General features: G+C 63.9%; 12 protein-coding genes. 9 read left to right on the top strand and 3 right to left on the bottom strand.

Annotated elements, in window-relative coordinates:
- Positions 1 to 99: 99 nt before the first annotated feature.
- The 6 genes from BLT98_RS14500 to BLT98_RS14475 all read left to right on the top strand — a co-directional run bounded on the left by BLT98_RS14500 (position 100) and on the right by BLT98_RS14475 (position 7,700).
- Positions 100 to 1,470: a hypothetical protein gene (locus BLT98_RS14500; RefSeq protein ID WP_092608970.1), complete on the top strand. Its 1,371-nt coding sequence runs from the start codon at positions 100 to 102 to the stop codon at positions 1,468 to 1,470.
- A complete protein-coding gene (locus tag BLT98_RS14495; protein WP_070257725.1) occupies positions 1,463 to 2,209 on the top strand; it encodes a hypothetical protein in 747 nt (248 codons plus the stop codon). Before BLT98_RS14500 ends, BLT98_RS14495 begins: the two co-directional genes overlap by 8 nt.
- Positions 2,210 to 2,217: 8 nt before the next feature.
- Positions 2,218 to 5,049 (top strand): ATP-binding protein, encoded by a 2,832-nt coding sequence (locus BLT98_RS14490; RefSeq protein ID WP_092608967.1) that lies wholly within the window; start codon positions 2,218 to 2,220, stop codon positions 5,047 to 5,049.
- Complete coding sequence (locus tag BLT98_RS14485; RefSeq protein ID WP_034784350.1) at positions 5,049 to 6,074, top strand: DUF4424 family protein; 1,026 nt, start codon at positions 5,049 to 5,051, stop codon at positions 6,072 to 6,074. The genes BLT98_RS14490 and BLT98_RS14485 overlap by 1 nt, the downstream gene beginning before the upstream one ends.
- A 149-nt stretch (positions 6,075 to 6,223) precedes the next feature.
- Complete coding sequence (locus BLT98_RS14480) at positions 6,224 to 6,829, top strand: nucleotidyltransferase family protein (protein WP_348272732.1); 606 nt, start codon at positions 6,224 to 6,226, stop codon at positions 6,827 to 6,829.
- Positions 6,830 to 6,890: 61 nt separating this feature from the next.
- Positions 6,891 to 7,700, top strand: a complete 810-nt coding sequence (locus BLT98_RS14475) for a hypothetical protein (RefSeq protein ID WP_092608964.1) — start codon at positions 6,891 to 6,893, stop codon at positions 7,698 to 7,700.
- 9 nt (positions 7,701 to 7,709) lie between these two features.
- Here BLT98_RS14475 and BLT98_RS14470 read toward each other — a convergent pair whose 3' ends face one another.
- Positions 7,710 to 8,228 carry a CcdC protein domain-containing protein gene (locus tag BLT98_RS14470; protein WP_092608961.1) on the bottom strand — a complete coding sequence of 173 codons (519 nt, stop codon included), beginning with the start codon at positions 8,226 to 8,228 and terminating at the stop codon, positions 7,710 to 7,712.
- 221 nt (positions 8,229 to 8,449) lie between these two features.
- Here BLT98_RS14470 and BLT98_RS29205 point away from each other — a divergent pair, with 221 nt between their 5' ends.
- A complete protein-coding gene (locus BLT98_RS29205; RefSeq protein ID WP_168208500.1) occupies positions 8,450 to 8,602 on the top strand; it encodes a hypothetical protein in 153 nt (50 codons plus the stop codon).
- A gap of 24 nt (positions 8,603 to 8,626) precedes the next feature.
- On the top strand, positions 8,627 to 8,866 hold the full coding sequence (locus tag BLT98_RS14460) for a hypothetical protein (protein WP_034753464.1): 240 nt from the start codon (positions 8,627 to 8,629) through the stop codon (positions 8,864 to 8,866).
- A gap of 106 nt (positions 8,867 to 8,972) precedes the next feature.
- On the opposite strand, the gene BLT98_RS14455 is transcribed toward BLT98_RS14460, so the two are convergent.
- Both BLT98_RS14455 and BLT98_RS14450 read right to left on the bottom strand, forming a co-directional pair.
- The gene (locus BLT98_RS14455; RefSeq protein ID WP_092608955.1) at positions 8,973 to 13,397 is read right to left on the bottom strand and encodes a translocation/assembly module TamB domain-containing protein; all 4,425 of its coding nucleotides are present in this window, start codon (positions 13,395 to 13,397) and stop codon (positions 8,973 to 8,975) included.
- Positions 13,397 to 15,310: an autotransporter assembly complex protein TamA gene (locus BLT98_RS14450; protein WP_092608952.1), complete on the bottom strand. Its 1,914-nt coding sequence runs from the start codon at positions 15,308 to 15,310 to the stop codon at positions 13,397 to 13,399. Before BLT98_RS14450 ends, BLT98_RS14455 begins: the two co-directional genes overlap by 1 nt.
- Before the next feature lie 222 nt (positions 15,311 to 15,532).
- Here BLT98_RS14450 and queC point away from each other — a divergent pair, with 222 nt between their 5' ends.
- On the top strand, positions 15,533 to 16,255 hold the full coding sequence (gene queC / locus BLT98_RS14445; RefSeq protein WP_092608949.1) for a 7-cyano-7-deazaguanine synthase QueC: 723 nt from the start codon (positions 15,533 to 15,535) through the stop codon (positions 16,253 to 16,255).
- Positions 16,256 to 16,282: the final 27 nt, after the last annotated feature.

Genomic DNA, 16,282 nt, shown 5'->3' with positions numbered 1-16,282 from the left:
CATGTCAGAACTGATATACTGACGCCCCCGCCCCGCAGCGCCGCGTTAGCCCGCAGCGCCGCCCGCTGAACACTCATCCGGAAAAGAATGATTGATATAATGGCAAGTGCAGCCGTGGCTACGGATGCAAATCAGACAGAGCAAGAGCATCACGATTCCTTGCAGGCGCATTTCCAGCCCAATATTTCGGCCGACGAGATCGAGCAGGTATTTCACTTGAAGCGGGCGCAGCCCCTGCTGCAAGTGTTTACGGCCCTGTTCCATGGCGGTTTCGATGGCGTGCTGGTGCGTCTGCTGGTGTTGCGCGAACTCGCGTCCGATGCGGCCACGTCCGCCTATACGCGCGCCGATATCAATACGAAACTGGCGTATCTGTTGCCGGAAAGCCTGGAAACGGTCTTGCTGCGCCTGCGCTCGAACCAGTTGCTGGCCTGGGATGCGCAGCAGGGTGTGTACCGCGTCACGCCGATGGCGCGCAATGTGCTGTCCGCCATCGACAGCCTGCTGGGCCTGGGCCAGACGGAAGATGAAGCGGAAATGGGTTTCCTGCTGTCGCAGGTGGCGGGCGCGCAAGCCGTCGGCGGCGTGTCGGTCGAGCAACTTCAGCATTTGCTGGGGCGCCTGGTGGACTTGACGGAAGAGTTCTCCGACGCCATCGCCTCCGGTTCCGAGTTCCGCTTGCGCACGGCGCAGGCGAAGTGGAACATGGCGTGCGACTGGGTCGAGAAGGGTTCCGAGATTCTCGTGGCGATTACTTCCGACGAAAACGCGGACAGCGCCACGCACAAGGCGGCGCAGGCGATTGGCCGCGCACAAAGCAAATTGTTGAACATGCAAGGCATGTTTTCGCGCGCCCTGAACCAGATCGAGCGCCAGCGCGTGCACCTGGGCCAGTCGGGCCTGTCGACCACGGACATCAAGCGCTGGCTCTTGCTGCATGACGACCTGGCCAGCCTGGCCGAAGGCGCCATTGACCAGCCCGTCGTGCCCCTGTTCTCCACGCCGGCCGAGATGATCGACGTGGCCGAAACGGAACTGCTGTCCGAACGGGCGGCAGGCGTCATCAACACGGGCCTGCCCAGCGGCGAGGACGCGCCCACCACCATCAGCGACGGACCCGCCATGCAGCTTGAACTCGATGACTTGCTCGAACGCCTGTCGAACTTCGCCAGCCTGGGCAATTTCCCCAGCATCGGCGAAGAGGGGCCGAAATCGGTGCCCGTGCAGGATTCGCTGCTGCCGGCCAGCTTTGCCGTGGCCTCGTACCGCGCCTCGATGCTGCCGCTTCTGGGCGACGTGTCCGAAGCGAGCTTGCAGGGATCCACGGCGGAACTGGCCCGTCTGCCGATTACCTTTACACCGACCGACGAGATGGTCCAACTGACCGACCCCCACGTGGCGGCCATGTCGATCGCCTCGCTTTCACTGAATGTTTCACTTGATTTAGATAGCGGCACCGCCGATGAATGACGATTCCCAAATCCTGATTGCGCGCCTGCTCACGCATCAAACCCTGCGCCGCGACGACAAGCTCGTCAAGCGCGTGCTGTCCGACGAGCTGTTCCGCGCCGAGATCGATGCGCGCCTGCTGGCCTGCGGCCTGAAACTGCTCGACAACGTGTATGCCGACCATGTCACCCTGGCCCTGACGCGCACTATCGAGCCGAAGATCTTCGGCGCGCGCGACGTGTGGCAAAACAATAATTTCGGCCTGGCGCGCGATGGCGTGGCCTTGCTGGTAGTGCTGTGGGCGCAGATCATCCTGCCCAAGCGCGAACGCCAGGAAACGCACCAGCACGCGGACGACGACCAGAACGATATGTTCGGCACGGAAAAGCCGTTGCCACGCGCGGAAGACGCGTCGATCGGCATTTCCTACAAGGCGCTGCTGTCCGACTTCGGCGACAAGCTGGGCAAGAAGACGCGCATGGACATGAACCTGGGCACCCTGGCCAAGCTGGGCTTTATCGAGCGGCGCGGCGACTTCATCCTGGAAGGTCCGCTGCTGGACCTGATGATGGACACGGACGTCTTGAAAGAGCGCATCATCAATGGCGCCCTGGCCGACGTGTTCAAGCGGGCGCCGGCACGCCTGGTGGCCGTCAGCGGCGATTCACTGCTCGACGCCGACCTGGCAGACGACCTGTCCGCCGACATCGGCGACCTGCCTGACGCCGGCGACGAGCCCGCGTCCGACCTCCCTCACTGAAAGCGCCCATGTTTCATATCAAATCACTTGAACTGGTGCACTGGGATTACTGGCAGCGCATCAAGAATATTCCGCTCGACGCGAAGATCATCACCATCGCGGGGCAGAACGGTTCCGGCAAGACCACCTTGCTCGACGCCTTGCGCACCCTGTTCGGCCTCGACTGCTCGATGGGCCGCACGTATAAACACTATGCGCGCCACTCGGGCCAGCAGACGGCCTGGCTGCGCGCCGTGGTCGACAACAAGAACGTGGGCAAGCAGCTGTCGAACCGCCCGTTCCGCAGTTCCGGCTTCTTCAGCGACGATGAAGTGACGCTGTTTTGCCAGATCCAGAAGAACGGCGGCGACTGGAAGCGCCAGTATCTGATGCGTCCGGGTAATGTGCAGATCGAGGACATCACGGATGCCAACGACTGGCTGGGCGTGGAAAACTACCGCAAGCGCCTGGCCAATGCGGGCCTGTCGCCCGCCATGTCGAAAGTGCTGGCGCTGGAGCAGGGCGAGACGGACAAATTGTGCGAATACGCGCCGCGCCAGCTGCTCGACCTGGTGTTCCAGGTGTTTGGCGACAAGGAAGTGCTGGACGCCTACGACGAAGCCAAGCGCCACCAGCGCGATACGGAAGTGGAGCTGAAACGCTTCGAGACGGAACTCGAGGCGTCGAAAACCAACCTGGAAGGCTTGCGCCTGCGCGTGGCCAATTACCACCAGTGGGAAGGGCTGCATAAAGAGCGCCGCAACCTGCTGGAAGAAGTGCTGCCCAGCTTGCAGTACCACGAGGCGCGCGAAAAGGCGGCCATCGCCAGCCGGCAATTGCGCGATGCGCGCAAACCGATGGCGCAGGCCGACCAGCAACTGACGGACAAGCGCAATGCGCTGGCCGCGCAAGCGAAGGCCCTGTCCGACGCGCAGATGAACGAGACCCTGCTGGAGCAGGAATCCATTGGTCTGCAGAGCCGTTTGTCCCTGATCAATGCGAAACTGAAACCGCTGGACAGCCTGCTGGAACAGAAGGACCGTCTGCACAAGCTGGCGGCCGACTCGGGCAGCGACATCGCCGAAGTGGCGGCCCAGCTGGAACAGAAGGAAGCGGAATTGCTGCGCCAGCGCCAGCAGCGCGACGCCCTGTCGGCCCGTATCGCGGCTGAGCAGGCGACGATTGCCGCGCTGCAAGGCAAGACGGCCATGCCGGAGCCGGACAATGTGCGCGGCATGCGCCGCGCGCTGCGCGACGCGGGGATCAGCCACGCCATGCTGTCGGATATCGTCGAAGTGACGGACAGCCGCTGGCAGGGCGCCGTCGAAGGCGTGCTGGGCGGTTATGCCTCGGTGGTTCTGCTGGACAAGGCCAAGGATGCGGCTGCCGCCTACCGCCTGGCCGAGAAGGAACGCTATCGCCACTTCATCGTGCCCGACCTGGTCACGGCGCCCGTCGCAAAAGACGAAAGCTTGCTGGCTGTGGTGAAATTTTCCGCGCCCGTGCCTAGCTGGCTGATCGAGCAGCTGTCGCGCATTTCCCGCGTCGATTCCGTCGAAGCGGGTTTCAAGCTGGGCAACCACGAAGAGTGGATCACGCCCGAGGCGTACCACCGCGAACGCCGCGGCGGCCGCTCGCTGTTCGTGGAAGCGTCGCGCTACCGCTTCGGCCAGGCTGGCCGCAGCGGCCGCCTGGAAGCGCTGCTGCGCTCCCTGCCGGGCCTGGAAGGCCAGGAAGACACACTGACGTTGGCGATCTCGAAACTGGCGGCCGAAGTGGGCGCCTTGAAAGCGCGCATCGCCGGCGTCGACGCGGCCAAGGAACTCAGTGCGCGCCAGGAAGAATTCGCCGAAGCGCTGCGCAACTCGAAGCCGCTCAAGGAAGAGCGCCTGGAAGTGGGCGGCCGCCTGGGCGAGCTGCAAAACCTGACGAAGAACGCCACCGTGGCGCGCACGCGTGCCGATACCGTGTGGCAAAACGCGCGCCTGGCCCTGTCCGAGGCGGAAGCGGGCTCGCGGCTTGGCTACAAGAAGCAGATCGAACAGCGCGCCGAGCACGCGCGCGCCTTGCTGGCCCTGCGCCATGCATGGCGCCACTTGCCGAAAAGCTGGCGCAGGCCGGGCCGACGCGCGGCGCTCGTCGCCGAGCACCAGAATGCGCACCAGGTCGATCTGCGCGTGGCCAGCCTGCAAAACAGCCTGGCGCGCGACGACTGGGAACTCGACGCCACCGTCATCGACCAGCATCACCGCCTGTCGGACCAGCTGCATGGCCGCCAGTCGGAAACGGACGAGCGCCGCTACCAGAACAACCGGGCCATCGAAGCGACGGGCAATGCCCGCGGCGCCTACATGGAGCGCTTGCGCTACACCATCAAGACGTACAGCAAGAACATCAAGGAGCTGGGCGAACTGGCCGGCATCGAAGTGCATGCCGACCCCGTGCGCCTGGAAAACGACGATGTGCAGCTGTCGCAGGCGGGCTTGCATGTGCGCTTCAAGTTCGATGGCAAGGGCGTGATCGGCATGAATGACGGCGAAGCGTCGGGCGGCCAGCAGGTCATGAAGTCGCTGGTGCTGTTGATCGGCTTGCTGAAATCGGAAGACGGTTCCGGGGGCTTCGTCTTCATCGACGAACCGTTTGCCCACCTCGATATCCGCAACATCCAATTGGTCGGCGAGTTCCTGAAAAACACGGAAGCGCAATACCTGATGACGACGCCGTTGACGCACAACACGGATGTCTACGATCCGTCGGAGCTGACCTTGATCACCAGCAAGAAGAAAAAGGATACCCAATGGGCGCAACCGATTTTCGTGCTGCAGCGCCGGGTCGATCCCGTCTCGGGCAAGGCGGCGTGATGCTGGTGCGCACCTTGCTGGCATCTGCCGCGCTGGCGCTGGCGTGTTCGGCGCCGGCAATGGCCAACGACGGCATCGGCTCGGTCGGTACCGGCGGCATTATCGTCGGCAAGAGCGACGCCGTGGCCATGAAAAAGGAGGTGCTGACGGTCAGCCCGGACTTGATCAAGGTCGAGTACGAGTTTCTCAATGAATCGAAAAGCGATGTGGAAGAGACCATCATCTTTCCGCTGCCTGCCTACGAGGCCGGCTACCACCAGTCGCCCACGTATTACGGCCAGCCGCAGCAGTTCTCGATCGAGGTCGATGGCAAGCGCAAGGATTACCAGACCGTGCTGGTCGCCAAACTCGACAGCCGTGACGTGACGGCGCGCCTGGCGCAGCTTGGCCTGTCGGACGCGCAAGTCGCTTATTTTCCGTCGTTCAGCCCGTTCGAAAAAAAGGTGGCGCCCTTGAGCGCCGCGCAGCAAAAAGCCATGATCGCCGAAGGCTTGCTGGCCAAGCTGTCCGAAGACGAAGAATGGGTGCCGGCCTGGTCCGTGACGGTGGTTTACCAGTGGCGGCAGAAATTCCCTGCCGGCAAAACGGTGCGCGTGCGCCATCAATATGCGCCTTTCGTGGCCGCCGGCCCCGGTGCCTCTTACTTGGGCGACGGCAAGGAGTTTGAACAAAAGTATTGTGGCGACAAGGCTTTCTACAAGACGTGGAACCGCCTGGCGGCGCAACAAGGCGAGAGCGGCTTCGTCAATGCCAAATGGGTCTCGTACATCCTGAAGACGGGCAACACCTGGAAGAATGGCATCGAAGACTTTACCTTGAACCTGGTCAAGGGCAAGCCGGATGAGCTGATCAGCCTGTGCTTTCCCGGCACGTTCACCAAGATCAATCCCACCACCTTGCAAGTCAAGCTGCGCAACTTCCGCCCGCAGCAGGATCTGAACGTATATTTCGGCAATGTCGAGAATGGCAGCGGGAATACGGGCGAGGCGCCTGCGTTGCGTAGCAATTACTTGCTGACGAAATAGAAAGACCGCGCCTTGGAAACTGCTGCTCTTCAGCACCCACTGCGTATGCTGTTCCCGGGCGTGCTGCTTGCCGTGCCCGCCGCCCGGGCCGGCAGTGATGCCGATTCCAGCAAGCCGGCGCGCGCCTGGACGCGATCCTGGACCCGCGCGTGAGTACGCAGCCGGCACTGGCAGCGCGGCTGCGCGCCATCGTCAGGAGCACGCCATGGTGCATGCAGGCCCTGCACGCCGTGGCGCAGCTGGGCTTGCCTGACTGCTGCATCGGCGCCGGCGCCGTGCGTAATCTCGTGTGGGACGCCTTGCACGGCTATGCGCATCCATCGGCATTGAGCGATGTCGACGTGGCGTATTTCGATGCGCATGATTCAAGCCCGGAAAGCGAAACGCAGCTGCGCCAGCGCCTGGCCACCTTGCTGCCGGGCGTGCCGTGGGAGGTGTGCAACCAGGCCAGGGTGCACCTGTGGTTCGAAGACGAGTTTGGCTACGCCGTGCCGCCCCTGCTGTCGCTCGACGACGCCATCGCTACCTGGCCCGAGTTTGCCACCTCGGTTGGCATCTATCTGCAGCCTGACGGCGAGATCGGCATCGTCGCGCCGCATGGCCTCGATGACCTGTTCAATATGGTGGTGCGGCGCAACCCGGCGCGCATCAGCCTGGATGGCTATGCGCAGCGGCTGGCCAGCAAGGACTATGCGGCGCGCTGGCCGCGCGTCACCATCATCTCCCAAGCAAATGATGGTGTAAAACGCAATTAAATGCACTATGGATACAGATTGCCTATAATTACCAATTATCCAATAGTATTCTTCTGATCTGATGTCCCTATCGATTTCCCCGCCGCTGCGCCGCATCGGCCGCCTGCTCTGCCTTTCCTCCGCCCTCGTGGCGCCCGCCGCCTGGGCCGACAGCTATACCGATTTCCAGCAAGCCAGCGCGCGCCTGGAAGCGATGATGGCCAAGGCGACGCCACAAGGCGGCTTGCCGCGCCTGGGCGACCCTGACGTGGCCGCGTTGTTTGCCCGGATGACCGATGCGCCGCGCCTGTTCCAGGCGCCCGTCGCGGCGCTGCAGGACATGAACCAGAGCGTGGCCCTGTGCGAGCGGGCCACCAACGTGGGCAAGGCCTATTACCAATTTGGCCTCGCGCTGCCGCTGCCGCTGTCGGGCGCCGAATTGCAGCAGGCGCGCAAGGAGCAAGTGACGCAGAACCTGGCCAATTATGGCGATGAGATGAGCACCATGTTCGCCTTTGGCCTGCATTGCCATGCGCACTTGATCCGTCTAATGGAGCAGGAATTCAGTCACCAGCCGGGGCAGGAGGTGAGCGGGGCCGAGCGCATGCGCGCGCGCGCCTTCAGCAAGGGATCGAGCACGGCTTACTCCGGCGTGGTGCAGTTCGTGCAGGTGGCGTTCTGGAACGTGGCGCAAAAGAAAATGATGCTGGAAGCGGCCGCGCAGCACGCCACGGCGAACGCGGGCCTGATGCCGCCGCCCTTGCGCGAACGTCTGCTGAACAGCCTGGCGGATGCGGACAAGGACCTTGATCCGGCCCTGGCGCCGGCGCTGGCGACGATCCGCCAGGCGCTGTCGGTGACGACGTGTACCGGCCTGTGCCAGTACTATTGACGGGATGACTTACTCGGGCGCCTGCAGCGGCTGGTTGCGCTGGCGCCAGCGCACGAGGCCCCACGCATACACGGCGTAGTAGCCGATGACGAGGCCGTAGGCGGCCATGGTCAGCGCGCTCTGGCCAAACGGTGGCGGCGGCACGGGCACGTCGAGGCGCGAGTTCAGGTAGATTTGCATGCCGCGGTACAGCAAGCGGGCGATGAACAGCATCGTGATGGTCAGGCCCAGGTAGCGGTGCTGGGTAAAGAAAAAGTCCTTGCCGACGTGTTCGAAGCGCGTCAGCTTCAAGCCCAGCACGCCCAGCCAGCCGCCGGCCAGGGCAGCGGCGCCCAGGCTGGACAGGGGCAGGATGTCGAATTTCGTCGTTGTCGCCAGGAACAGCAGCAGCGCGGGAAACGCGATCGCCACGGTCCAGTGCCGCCACAGCTGCGATTTCTGGCGCGCCACCAGTTTTTTCAGGCGCGAATAAATGCGCCAGACCAGCAGCGGGACCAGTAACAGCAGGGCGAGGGTGGTGGTTTCCATGTATGCAATCGGGTACGGGTAAAACAGCGATTGTAAGCCAGATGGGGACGGGCGGCGATGCTTGTCAAACGGTAAAGTTGCATGTTGACATTTACATGGCATGCAAGCACTATGCCCTGTCACGCCATGCCGTGGCCGCGGACGCCAGGCCGGCAGGCAAATATGGACAGGCGGCGGGCATCTCGTGGTATGGTCTTCTTTTGTCCACCGGGAGGCCAGCCATGTCCGTCATCCATGCCCACCGCGCGCCCGACCCGGCGCCCGTCGATGAACCCATGCCGGCGCCGGAGCCGCAAGAAGCGCCCGGGCACCATCCGGGGCCCGTGCATCCGGTGCCGCAGGACGATCCCGTGCCGCACCCGCATCCCAGTTAATCTCGTCAAGAAAGGCTGTTTTAGATGGCAATTGTCAAGGAAGTCTACACACGCAAAGTCAGCGGAGAATCGTTCGACTATGAACTCGATTACACCCAGGGCGCGGACGTGGCCTGGATTGCGCGCGTGTACCACGACGGCGTGCTGAAAGGCTCGCCGCACGGCGCGCTGACGGCCAACGTGCTGTCCGGCCCCGCGCTGGAACAATACCTGCGCGCGTACGTCGAAGGCATGATCGAGCGCGGGCTCGACGTGGCCGAGTAAGCTCGCCTTTGCGGCAGAGCAAAGAAAAAGGGCGCCGAGGCGCCCTTTGTTGTTTCTGGTGGCGTCGGATTACGCGGCTGCGCCGCTAATCCGACCTACGCTCGATCTAGTCGAATGCCCACGTATATAAAACGTCCAGGGCATTGTTCGTGCCCGTCTGGAATTGCAGGGTGATGCGGCGGTTCAGCTTGTAGCGCAGCTTGACCAGGCTCGTCGCCGTGCTCGTGCCTTGCTCGAACGTCAGGTAGGCGCGCGAGGACAGGCGCTTGCCGACGGTGACGACCGTGCTTTCCAGCCCTTGCGCCTGCGACAGGCCCACTTCATCGAGTCCCAGCGAACTGGCCAGCTTGCCCTGCAAGCCGCCGCCGGAGCCGCCGAAGAGGGCGCCCGCAGCCGTCGTCAAGAGGGCCATTTCATCGCCGGCCGCCGTTTCCGCGCCGTGACCGAGGATGAGCCAGGCCAGCTTGTCGCTGTCCGACACGCTGGGCGTGGAGACCAGCTTGGCCGTCGGCGCCTGGGCCGTGCCGCGCACTTCCACGCCCGCTTCCACGTTCGTTTCCGACAAGGCTTCGCCTTCGGGGCGCTTGCGCACGGCGAGGATATTCAGGGACGGGTTGTCGTAGGCGCCCGTGAAGGCGATCAAGCCCCGTTCGATGGCCAGTTTCTGCCCATACGCCGCATACAGGCCATTGACGACCCGGATGCTGCCCGTCACGCGCGGCGCGGCGCGGTTGATGACCCTGGCGCGCACATTGCCCGCCAGGTCCGCATCGATGCCCATGCCGCGCAGGTGGAAGGCATTGCCCAGGTCGAACTCGAGGTCGATATTCAGGGGGAGCGAAGGCGCTTCCTTGCCGCCCTTGACTTCCTTGCCCAGCACCACCACGTCGCTGCTTTGCGTCGGCGTGTCTTGCGGCGCCAGTTCGATCAGCGCGCGGTTGGCCTTGAACTTGCCCTCGAAGCTGAAGCGCTTGTCGTTACGCACCAGGGTGCTGTTGCCCGACAGGATCAAGGTACGGTCGGGGCGCGACAGCGCCTGCAGGCGGTCGGCCATCAGTTTCAGTTCCAGGCTCGCTTCGCCATTCGCAAAGCGTACCCAGCCATCTGCCTGCACCTTGCCATCGCCGCCGTCAAAGCTCAGGCGCTGCAATTGCAATTGATCGCCGGCCAGCTTGGCTTGCAGTACTCCATTGCGCAACTTCAAGCCCTGGTCGGCCCAGTTCACCAGCAGCTTGCTGCCGTTGATGTCGCCATTCAATTGCGGCGCGCCGATGGTGCCGCTGCCGGCCAGCGCGATTTTCAGGGCGCCGCCCAGTTCCAGGCCCGGCTGGCCCGTCAGCGGCGCCAGCCACGCCAGCGAATCGATGCTGGTGGTGCCCGTCAGCGAGAGGGCGCTGTCGTTGCTGATGCGCCCGCCCAGCATTTGCACGGTGGCATTGATGTCGCTCTGGCCCGCGCGCGCGCCATCGAGTTTCACGGCCAGGCGCAATTGCTGGTTGGCGACATCCACGCGGGCATCGAGGGTGCGCAAGCCCAGCGCCAGCGGCTGTTCCACGCCTACCGTCACGTCGCCTTTTTCGCGGTAGATATGCAGCATGCCGGCCAGGGACGGATCTTTCTGCTTGGCCGTCGGCACCTGCATGTCGAGCGACCACTGCGCGCCCAGGGTCAGGTCGCTGCGCGCATTGGCCTGCAGCGCGGGGATCACTTGCGCCAGGTAGGTCAGCGCCACGCCGGCCGCCTGGCCGGAACTGGTCCAGCGCGGGCCGTTCTTGACCAGGTTTTGCATGGTGATGCTGCCTGCTGGCAATTTGATGACGGTGTTGCCCACGCTGATCTGCTCGGGCTGACCGAGGCCCGCCACGCCGCTGCCGGCAGGACCGGCCACCTTGACGGGCACGGGCGCTTGCAGCACCAGCGCATAGCGGCCCTTGTTTTGCAGGCTGTCGATGGTGCCCGTCCAGCCGGCGCCGCTCTGGCTGCCGCGGACTTGCACCGTGGCGTCGAAATCGTCATTGCGCGCCGCCAAACTCACCGTATGGCTGCCGCGCGTGCCCGTCGTGCCCAGGCGGGCGCTGGCCAGCTTGAAGGTGGGCGTGCTGTAGCCCGTGATGTCCAGGCTGCTGACCATGGGGTCGAGCGCGCCCTGGCCGGCGCCCACGCTGGCGCTGCCTTTGATGGATTTCAGTTGCTGGTCGCCAAAGAAGGTCAGGTCACGGGCATCGAGCGTCAGTTGCGCGGCGGGCGCGTCCATCTTGCCGCTGACGGAGCCGGCTGCCTGCAGCACGCCGGCAAAGCGCGGACCCAGGGTCGACAGTTGCGGCGCATCGAGTTTCCACGTCAGCTTGTCGGTGGCGCCGCCCAGCGCGCCCTTGGCCAGCAGGCTGTTCGGCCCCAGGCGCAGTTCCGTATCCACGCTGTCGATGCGTTTCGCGTTGGCCGACAGCTTGGCGTAGCCGGCCAGCGGGGCGTTTTGCAGGGTCGATTCGCGCAGGGCCAGGTTGAGGGCCACTTGCCAGTCGCCGCTCAGGCGGCCGTTGCCGTTGAAATCCGCATTGACGTTGCCGTTGGGCAGTGATGCGCCAAACGTGGCTGGGTTGATCTTTTGCAAGGAACCCGTCATTTTCAGTTCCGCTTCCTTTTTCGGTCCCGTCAAGCCCACGTCGCCGCTGGCGTGGATGGCGCTGTCCGGCGCAGGGCGCTTGCCGCTGGTGAGGCCCAATCCTTTTGCATCGGCAACAAAGCTCGTGCGCGGCTGCTGCATAGTGCCTTGCACCACGCCGCTGGCCAGCACGGTGCCCAGCAAGTCGCCCTGCAGGGCGGAAAGTTGCCGTGCATCGACATTCCAGTTGAGCTTTTCACCGGCGCCGCCAAAGTTGCCCTTGGCCGTCACGTTGTTCTTGCCCAGCGCCAATTGCACGTCGATGCCGCTGAAGTGGGCCGCATCGGCCGTCAGCTTGCCCTTGCCCGACAGGGGCTGGTCGAGCAGCTTGCTGGGGCGTACGGTGAAGTCCGCATTCGCCAGCCACTGGGGCGCCACGTGGCCATTGGCGCGCACGTCGAGGTTCAGGTCGGCCACGGGGAAGGCGCCGAAGTCGGCGGGATTGAGGCGGCTGGCATTGGCCACGGCCTTGAAGGGCTGATCGTCCTTCAGGCTGATCTGGCCCGTCGCATTCACGCTGCTTTTGCCTGCTTGCAAGGTTGCCTTGCGCAATTGCACGAGCGAGTCGGCCAGGGTGGCTTCCACGTCCAGGCGCAGCTTGGCTTCGCCCAGCTTGGCGCGCAGGGTCTGCGTCTTGCCATCGCTGTCGAGCACGATGTCGCCGACGATCTTCGTGCTGTTGATGCTGCTGTAAATGTGTTGCAAGTCGATCTTGTCGGTGTGCAAGGTCAGCTGCGCGTTGCCGATGGGGCCGTCGACGGCGTCGCGGTTGAGCTTGCCGCTACCCGTGAATTTGCCCGCGTTGCCGAAATCGATGATGGCCGACTCGAGCGTGGTGGCCGTCAGGGTGCCGCCCAGGCGCGCCTCGAACTGGCGCAGCGGCAGCTTTTGCTGGTCGATGGGGCCGGGCGTGGCGTGGTTGAGGATGGCCAGCTTGCCGGACACGGTTTGCGCGTTGGGCCGCGTATCGATGGCGGCATCGAGTTCCAGGCTCAGGTCCGCCTGCGGCAGGGTGGCGTCGAACTTGCCCGGATTGATGTTGCGGCCTTTGATGCTGGCCGAGCGCAGGATGATGACAGGGTCGAATGGCGCCAGCGCCAGCTGGGCGTCGGCCGTGGCCGCGCCCGCGCTGCCCTTGGCTGTCACGTTCAGCACATTCAGGTCGCCGCTCAGTTGCAAGGCGAGGGCGGCGGGTTTTTCACCGGCGGCGGGGGTGAGCTGCGTCAAGCCGGCCTTGCCTGACAGTTTGAACGGTTGTGTGGCGGCAATCGTCGCGCTGGCCGTGGCCTGGCCGAAGGGCGTCAGGGCCGAAGCGTCTTCCAGCTGCCATTGCGTCTTGTCGCCCGACAGGCTGAAATGGATCTTTTCAAACACCGTGTTGCCGCCCGCGCTCACCAGGGTCACCTTGTCCAGGCGCGCGTCGCTGATGCCGATCTTGAACGGCGAGGCCAGGCTGGCAGGCATGGTCGATGGTTCTTCGGACGGCGCCGTGCTTTCCACGGACAGGCTGGCCACGTGCAGTTCGCTGATGGCGATGCCTTCCGAGAAGAACTGGAATGGCGACCAGTTGATATCGATGTTGTCGGCCGTGATGTGCTGCGTCTTGCTGCGGTAGCTGACGTGGCCCAGGTGCATGCGGTTGTACAGCGAGCCGGACACGCCCGACACTTCGATTTCGCCGCCGCTGGCGCTGGCCACTTTTTGCACCAGCATCTGCAAGGTCGATTCGCGGCCCAGGAACCAGAAGGCGCCGCCCAGCAGCACGGCCAGGCTGGCGACGGCGATCAGCACATAGCGCACCCAGCGGCGCGGTTTTTTCGCCGGCGGTGGCGGCGCGGCGTCGTGGGACTCGGTAGTAATATCGGACATCAGAAAGTGAATCCCAGAGAGAAGTGCAAACGGTAGGCGTGGACGGCGTGGCCATACGCCACGTCGACATTGATGGGGCCAACGGGGCTCTTGTAGCGCCCGCCCAGGCCATAGCCCGATTTCGGCGTCATGGCCGCTTTCACGGTATCGGCCGCGTTGCCGGCGTCATAGAAGGCGGCGATGGCCCACTTCGGCTTGAACCAGTACTGGTATTCGGCGCTGCCGGTGAGCATGTAGCGACCACCGATGGTGGCGTCGCCTTCCTTGACGCCCAGTTCCTGGTAGGCATAGCCGCGCACCGACTGGTCGCCGCCCGCGCGGAACAGGTAGACGGCCGGCACGCCGCGTTTTTCCTTCGAGCCCAGCGCGCCCATTTCGCCGCGCACGATCAGTTCGCCTTTTTCACCGAGCGGACGGTAATACACAGCCTTGCCGGCCACGCGCACGAAGCGCTCGTCCGTCAGCACGGGCAGCAGGGCGCCGCCCACCTGGGCGTTGATGACATAGCCCTTGGTGGGAAAGAGCAGGCTGTCGAGGCTGCGCTTGGTGATGGCATAGGTCAGCGGCAAGCTCTTGCTGCGCGTCTGTTCCAGGCCGACGACGGTCTTGTCTTCGCTGAGGAACTCGAACGTCAGGCTGCGCTCGAGGTTGGTGCCACCCCAGTTGCGCTTGGCCGAGATGGTGGTCACGGCCGTGATTTCGTTGGAAATGTCGCTGCGCTCGAACGAGGCGCCCGCGCTGTCGTTGTAGCCGCGCTCGGTCGTGGGAAAGTAAAAATTGGCGTGCGCCGCCTGCTTCTTCGTTTCCATGGTGATCGCGCTCTTGAAGCGCGTGCCCCACACGTTCAGGTTGTCATAGTTGAGCTGGGCGCGATTCCCCGTGTTCGTACTGAAACCGAGACCGGCGCTGACGTTCTGCTGCTTGTTTTCCGTGACGCGCACCACCAGCGGCAGCAGCGGCGCGGGGCCGCGGTTGGCCGGCTTGGCCTCGGCGGCGGCGCTGGCATCTTCGACCTCGGCTTGCTGGCTTTCCTGGCCCGCCTCGATCTGCTCGTTGAGGATGCTGCTCATGTCGGCGCTCACTTCCACGCTGGCAAAATAGCCCGTGTCCTGCAGGCGCGCCTGGAACGATTGCAGCGCCGATTCGCTGTAGTACTCGCCAGGGCGTATCTTGTCGAGGTTGCGGATGATGCTGGCATCGTAGCGTTTCAAGCCTTCGATGCGCAGCTCGCCGAAGCGCAGCTCGGGGCCGCTGTCGAGCACCACCAGCAGGGAGACCTTGTGCGTTTCCGGGTCGACCACGGCTTGCGTATCGACCAGCTGGGCGCGCGGGTAGCGCGTCTGCACCACTTCGCGCAGCAGGGCGCGCTTGGCCGATTCCCAGTCGGATTGGCGAAACACGCTGCCCGTTTTCAAGGACCAGCTGCGCTTCAGGGCTTCCGTATCGTAGGGTTCGCTGGCGGCCAGCGGCGGCGTGGGGTCGAAGCCGCGCAATTCCAGCTCGACCTTGTCGATGGTCACCGGCTGGCCCGGGTCAAGGTCGACGATGACGACGGGTTTGGCGCCCGTCGTATCGACGCGCACCGTGACGACGGGCGTGTAATAGCCGGCCGTGGCGACGAGGTTTTTGGCTTGCTCGGGCGTATCGCGCACGAGGCGCTGCAATTGCTCGCGGTCCATGCGCGGGTTGCCGCGGAAGCGTTCCAGATCCAGGTTTTTTTCGAGCAACTCATCCAGGTCGCCCGGTGCGTTGACCTTGACCTCGTACTGCAGCGGGGCGGGCGCCGCTTCCGTGGCAGGGGTGCCGGCGGCCGCGTCTTGCGGACGCTCTTGCGTTTCCTCCTGCGCGCGCGCCTGGACGGCCGGGCATGCCAGGATGACACTGCCGGCGGCCGCCAGTGTCAGTTGACCCATTACTTTTGTCACTACTTGTGCCAAAATCCGTGGTCGTATCGCCTTGCCGGCAGCCGTATGCCGTATGGGTCGTGCAGAAAACATGGTGCTCCAGATGAGTAAATGCTGACTGCATGTTACCGGAATAGGTAAACTGATGGCGGACGAATAAGTATTTTTTGCATGGGGAATCATGTTTCCCTGCGCACTATTGCAACAGATAAAAACATAGAAAGAAAATTTATGCTAGCAACGGACTCCGCACTGGTGCTCTTCAGCGGTGGACAAGATTCCACCACCTGCCTGGCCTGGGCCTTGAAACACTATAGCCGCGTGGAAACCATCGGCTTTGATTACGGCCAGCGCCATGCGATCGAACTGACCGTGCGCCCTGGCGTACTGGAACAGATGCGCCAGCAATCGCCCGAATGGGATAGCCGCCTGGGCCAGGATCACATGATCGACCTGTCCCTGATTTCCGCCATTTCCGATACGGCCATGACGCAGAACGTCGAGATCGTCATGCAGGAAAACGGCTTGCCGAACACTTTTGTTCCTGGACGCAACTTGCTGTTCATGACCGTGGCCGCCACCGTGGCGTACCGCCGCGGCTTGACGGTGCTCGTCGGCGGCATGTGCGAGACGGATTTCTCGGGCTACCCGGATTGCCGTGACGACACGATGAAGGCCCTGCAAGTGGCCCTGAACCTGGGCATGGATACGCGATTGAAGCTGGAAACGCCGCTGATGTGGCTGGACAAGGCGCAAAGCTGGGACCTGGCGGAAGACCTGGGCGGCCAGCCCCTGGTTGACCTGATCCGCAGCGGCACGCATACCTGCTACTTGGGCGAGCGGGGCGAGTTGCACGACTGGGGCTATGGCTGCGGCACCTGCCCCGCCTGCGCCCTGCGCGCGAATGGCTACCAGCAATACGCGGCGAGAAAGGCTGCAAAGCAGGCCAAATAAGCAGGTTGCGCCGTTTCTTCAAGCGGC

The sequence above is a fragment of the Janthinobacterium sp. YR213 genome, from assembly GCF_900099875.1.
Classification (GTDB): Bacteria; Pseudomonadota; Gammaproteobacteria; order Burkholderiales; family Burkholderiaceae_D; genus Janthinobacterium; species Janthinobacterium lividum.
The sequence above is the reverse complement of the archived record's forward strand: the minus strand, read 5'-3'. Positions and strand labels throughout refer to the sequence as shown.

What these genes read in the sequence shown, in the direction of transcription:
- queC (WP_092608949.1), top strand. Translation starts at nt 15,533, where the DNA reads ATGCTAGCAACGGACTCCGCACTGGTGCTCTTCAGCGGTGGACAAGAT.
- BLT98_RS29205 (WP_168208500.1), top strand. Translation starts at nt 8,450, where the DNA reads ATGTCCGTCATCCATGCCCACCGCGCGCCCGACCCGGCGCCCGTCGAT.
- BLT98_RS14475 (WP_092608964.1), top strand. Translation starts at nt 6,891, where the DNA reads ATGTCCCTATCGATTTCCCCGCCGCTGCGCCGCATCGGCCGCCTGCTC.
- BLT98_RS14450 (WP_092608952.1), bottom strand. Translation starts at nt 15,310, where the DNA reads ATGGGTCAACTGACACTGGCGGCCGCCGGCAGTGTCATCCTGGCATGC.
- BLT98_RS14495 (WP_070257725.1), top strand. Translation starts at nt 1,463, where the DNA reads ATGAATGACGATTCCCAAATCCTGATTGCGCGCCTGCTCACGCATCAA.
- BLT98_RS14455 (WP_092608955.1), bottom strand. Translation starts at nt 13,397, where the DNA reads ATGTCCGATATTACTACCGAGTCCCACGACGCCGCGCCGCCACCGCCG.
- BLT98_RS14470 (WP_092608961.1), bottom strand. Translation starts at nt 8,228, where the DNA reads ATGGAAACCACCACCCTCGCCCTGCTGTTACTGGTCCCGCTGCTGGTC.
- BLT98_RS14460 (WP_034753464.1), top strand. Translation starts at nt 8,627, where the DNA reads ATGGCAATTGTCAAGGAAGTCTACACACGCAAAGTCAGCGGAGAATCG.
- BLT98_RS14500 (WP_092608970.1), top strand. Translation starts at nt 100, where the DNA reads ATGGCAAGTGCAGCCGTGGCTACGGATGCAAATCAGACAGAGCAAGAG.
- BLT98_RS14490 (WP_092608967.1), top strand. Translation starts at nt 2,218, where the DNA reads ATGTTTCATATCAAATCACTTGAACTGGTGCACTGGGATTACTGGCAG.
- BLT98_RS14485 (WP_034784350.1), top strand. Translation starts at nt 5,049, where the DNA reads ATGCTGGTGCGCACCTTGCTGGCATCTGCCGCGCTGGCGCTGGCGTGT.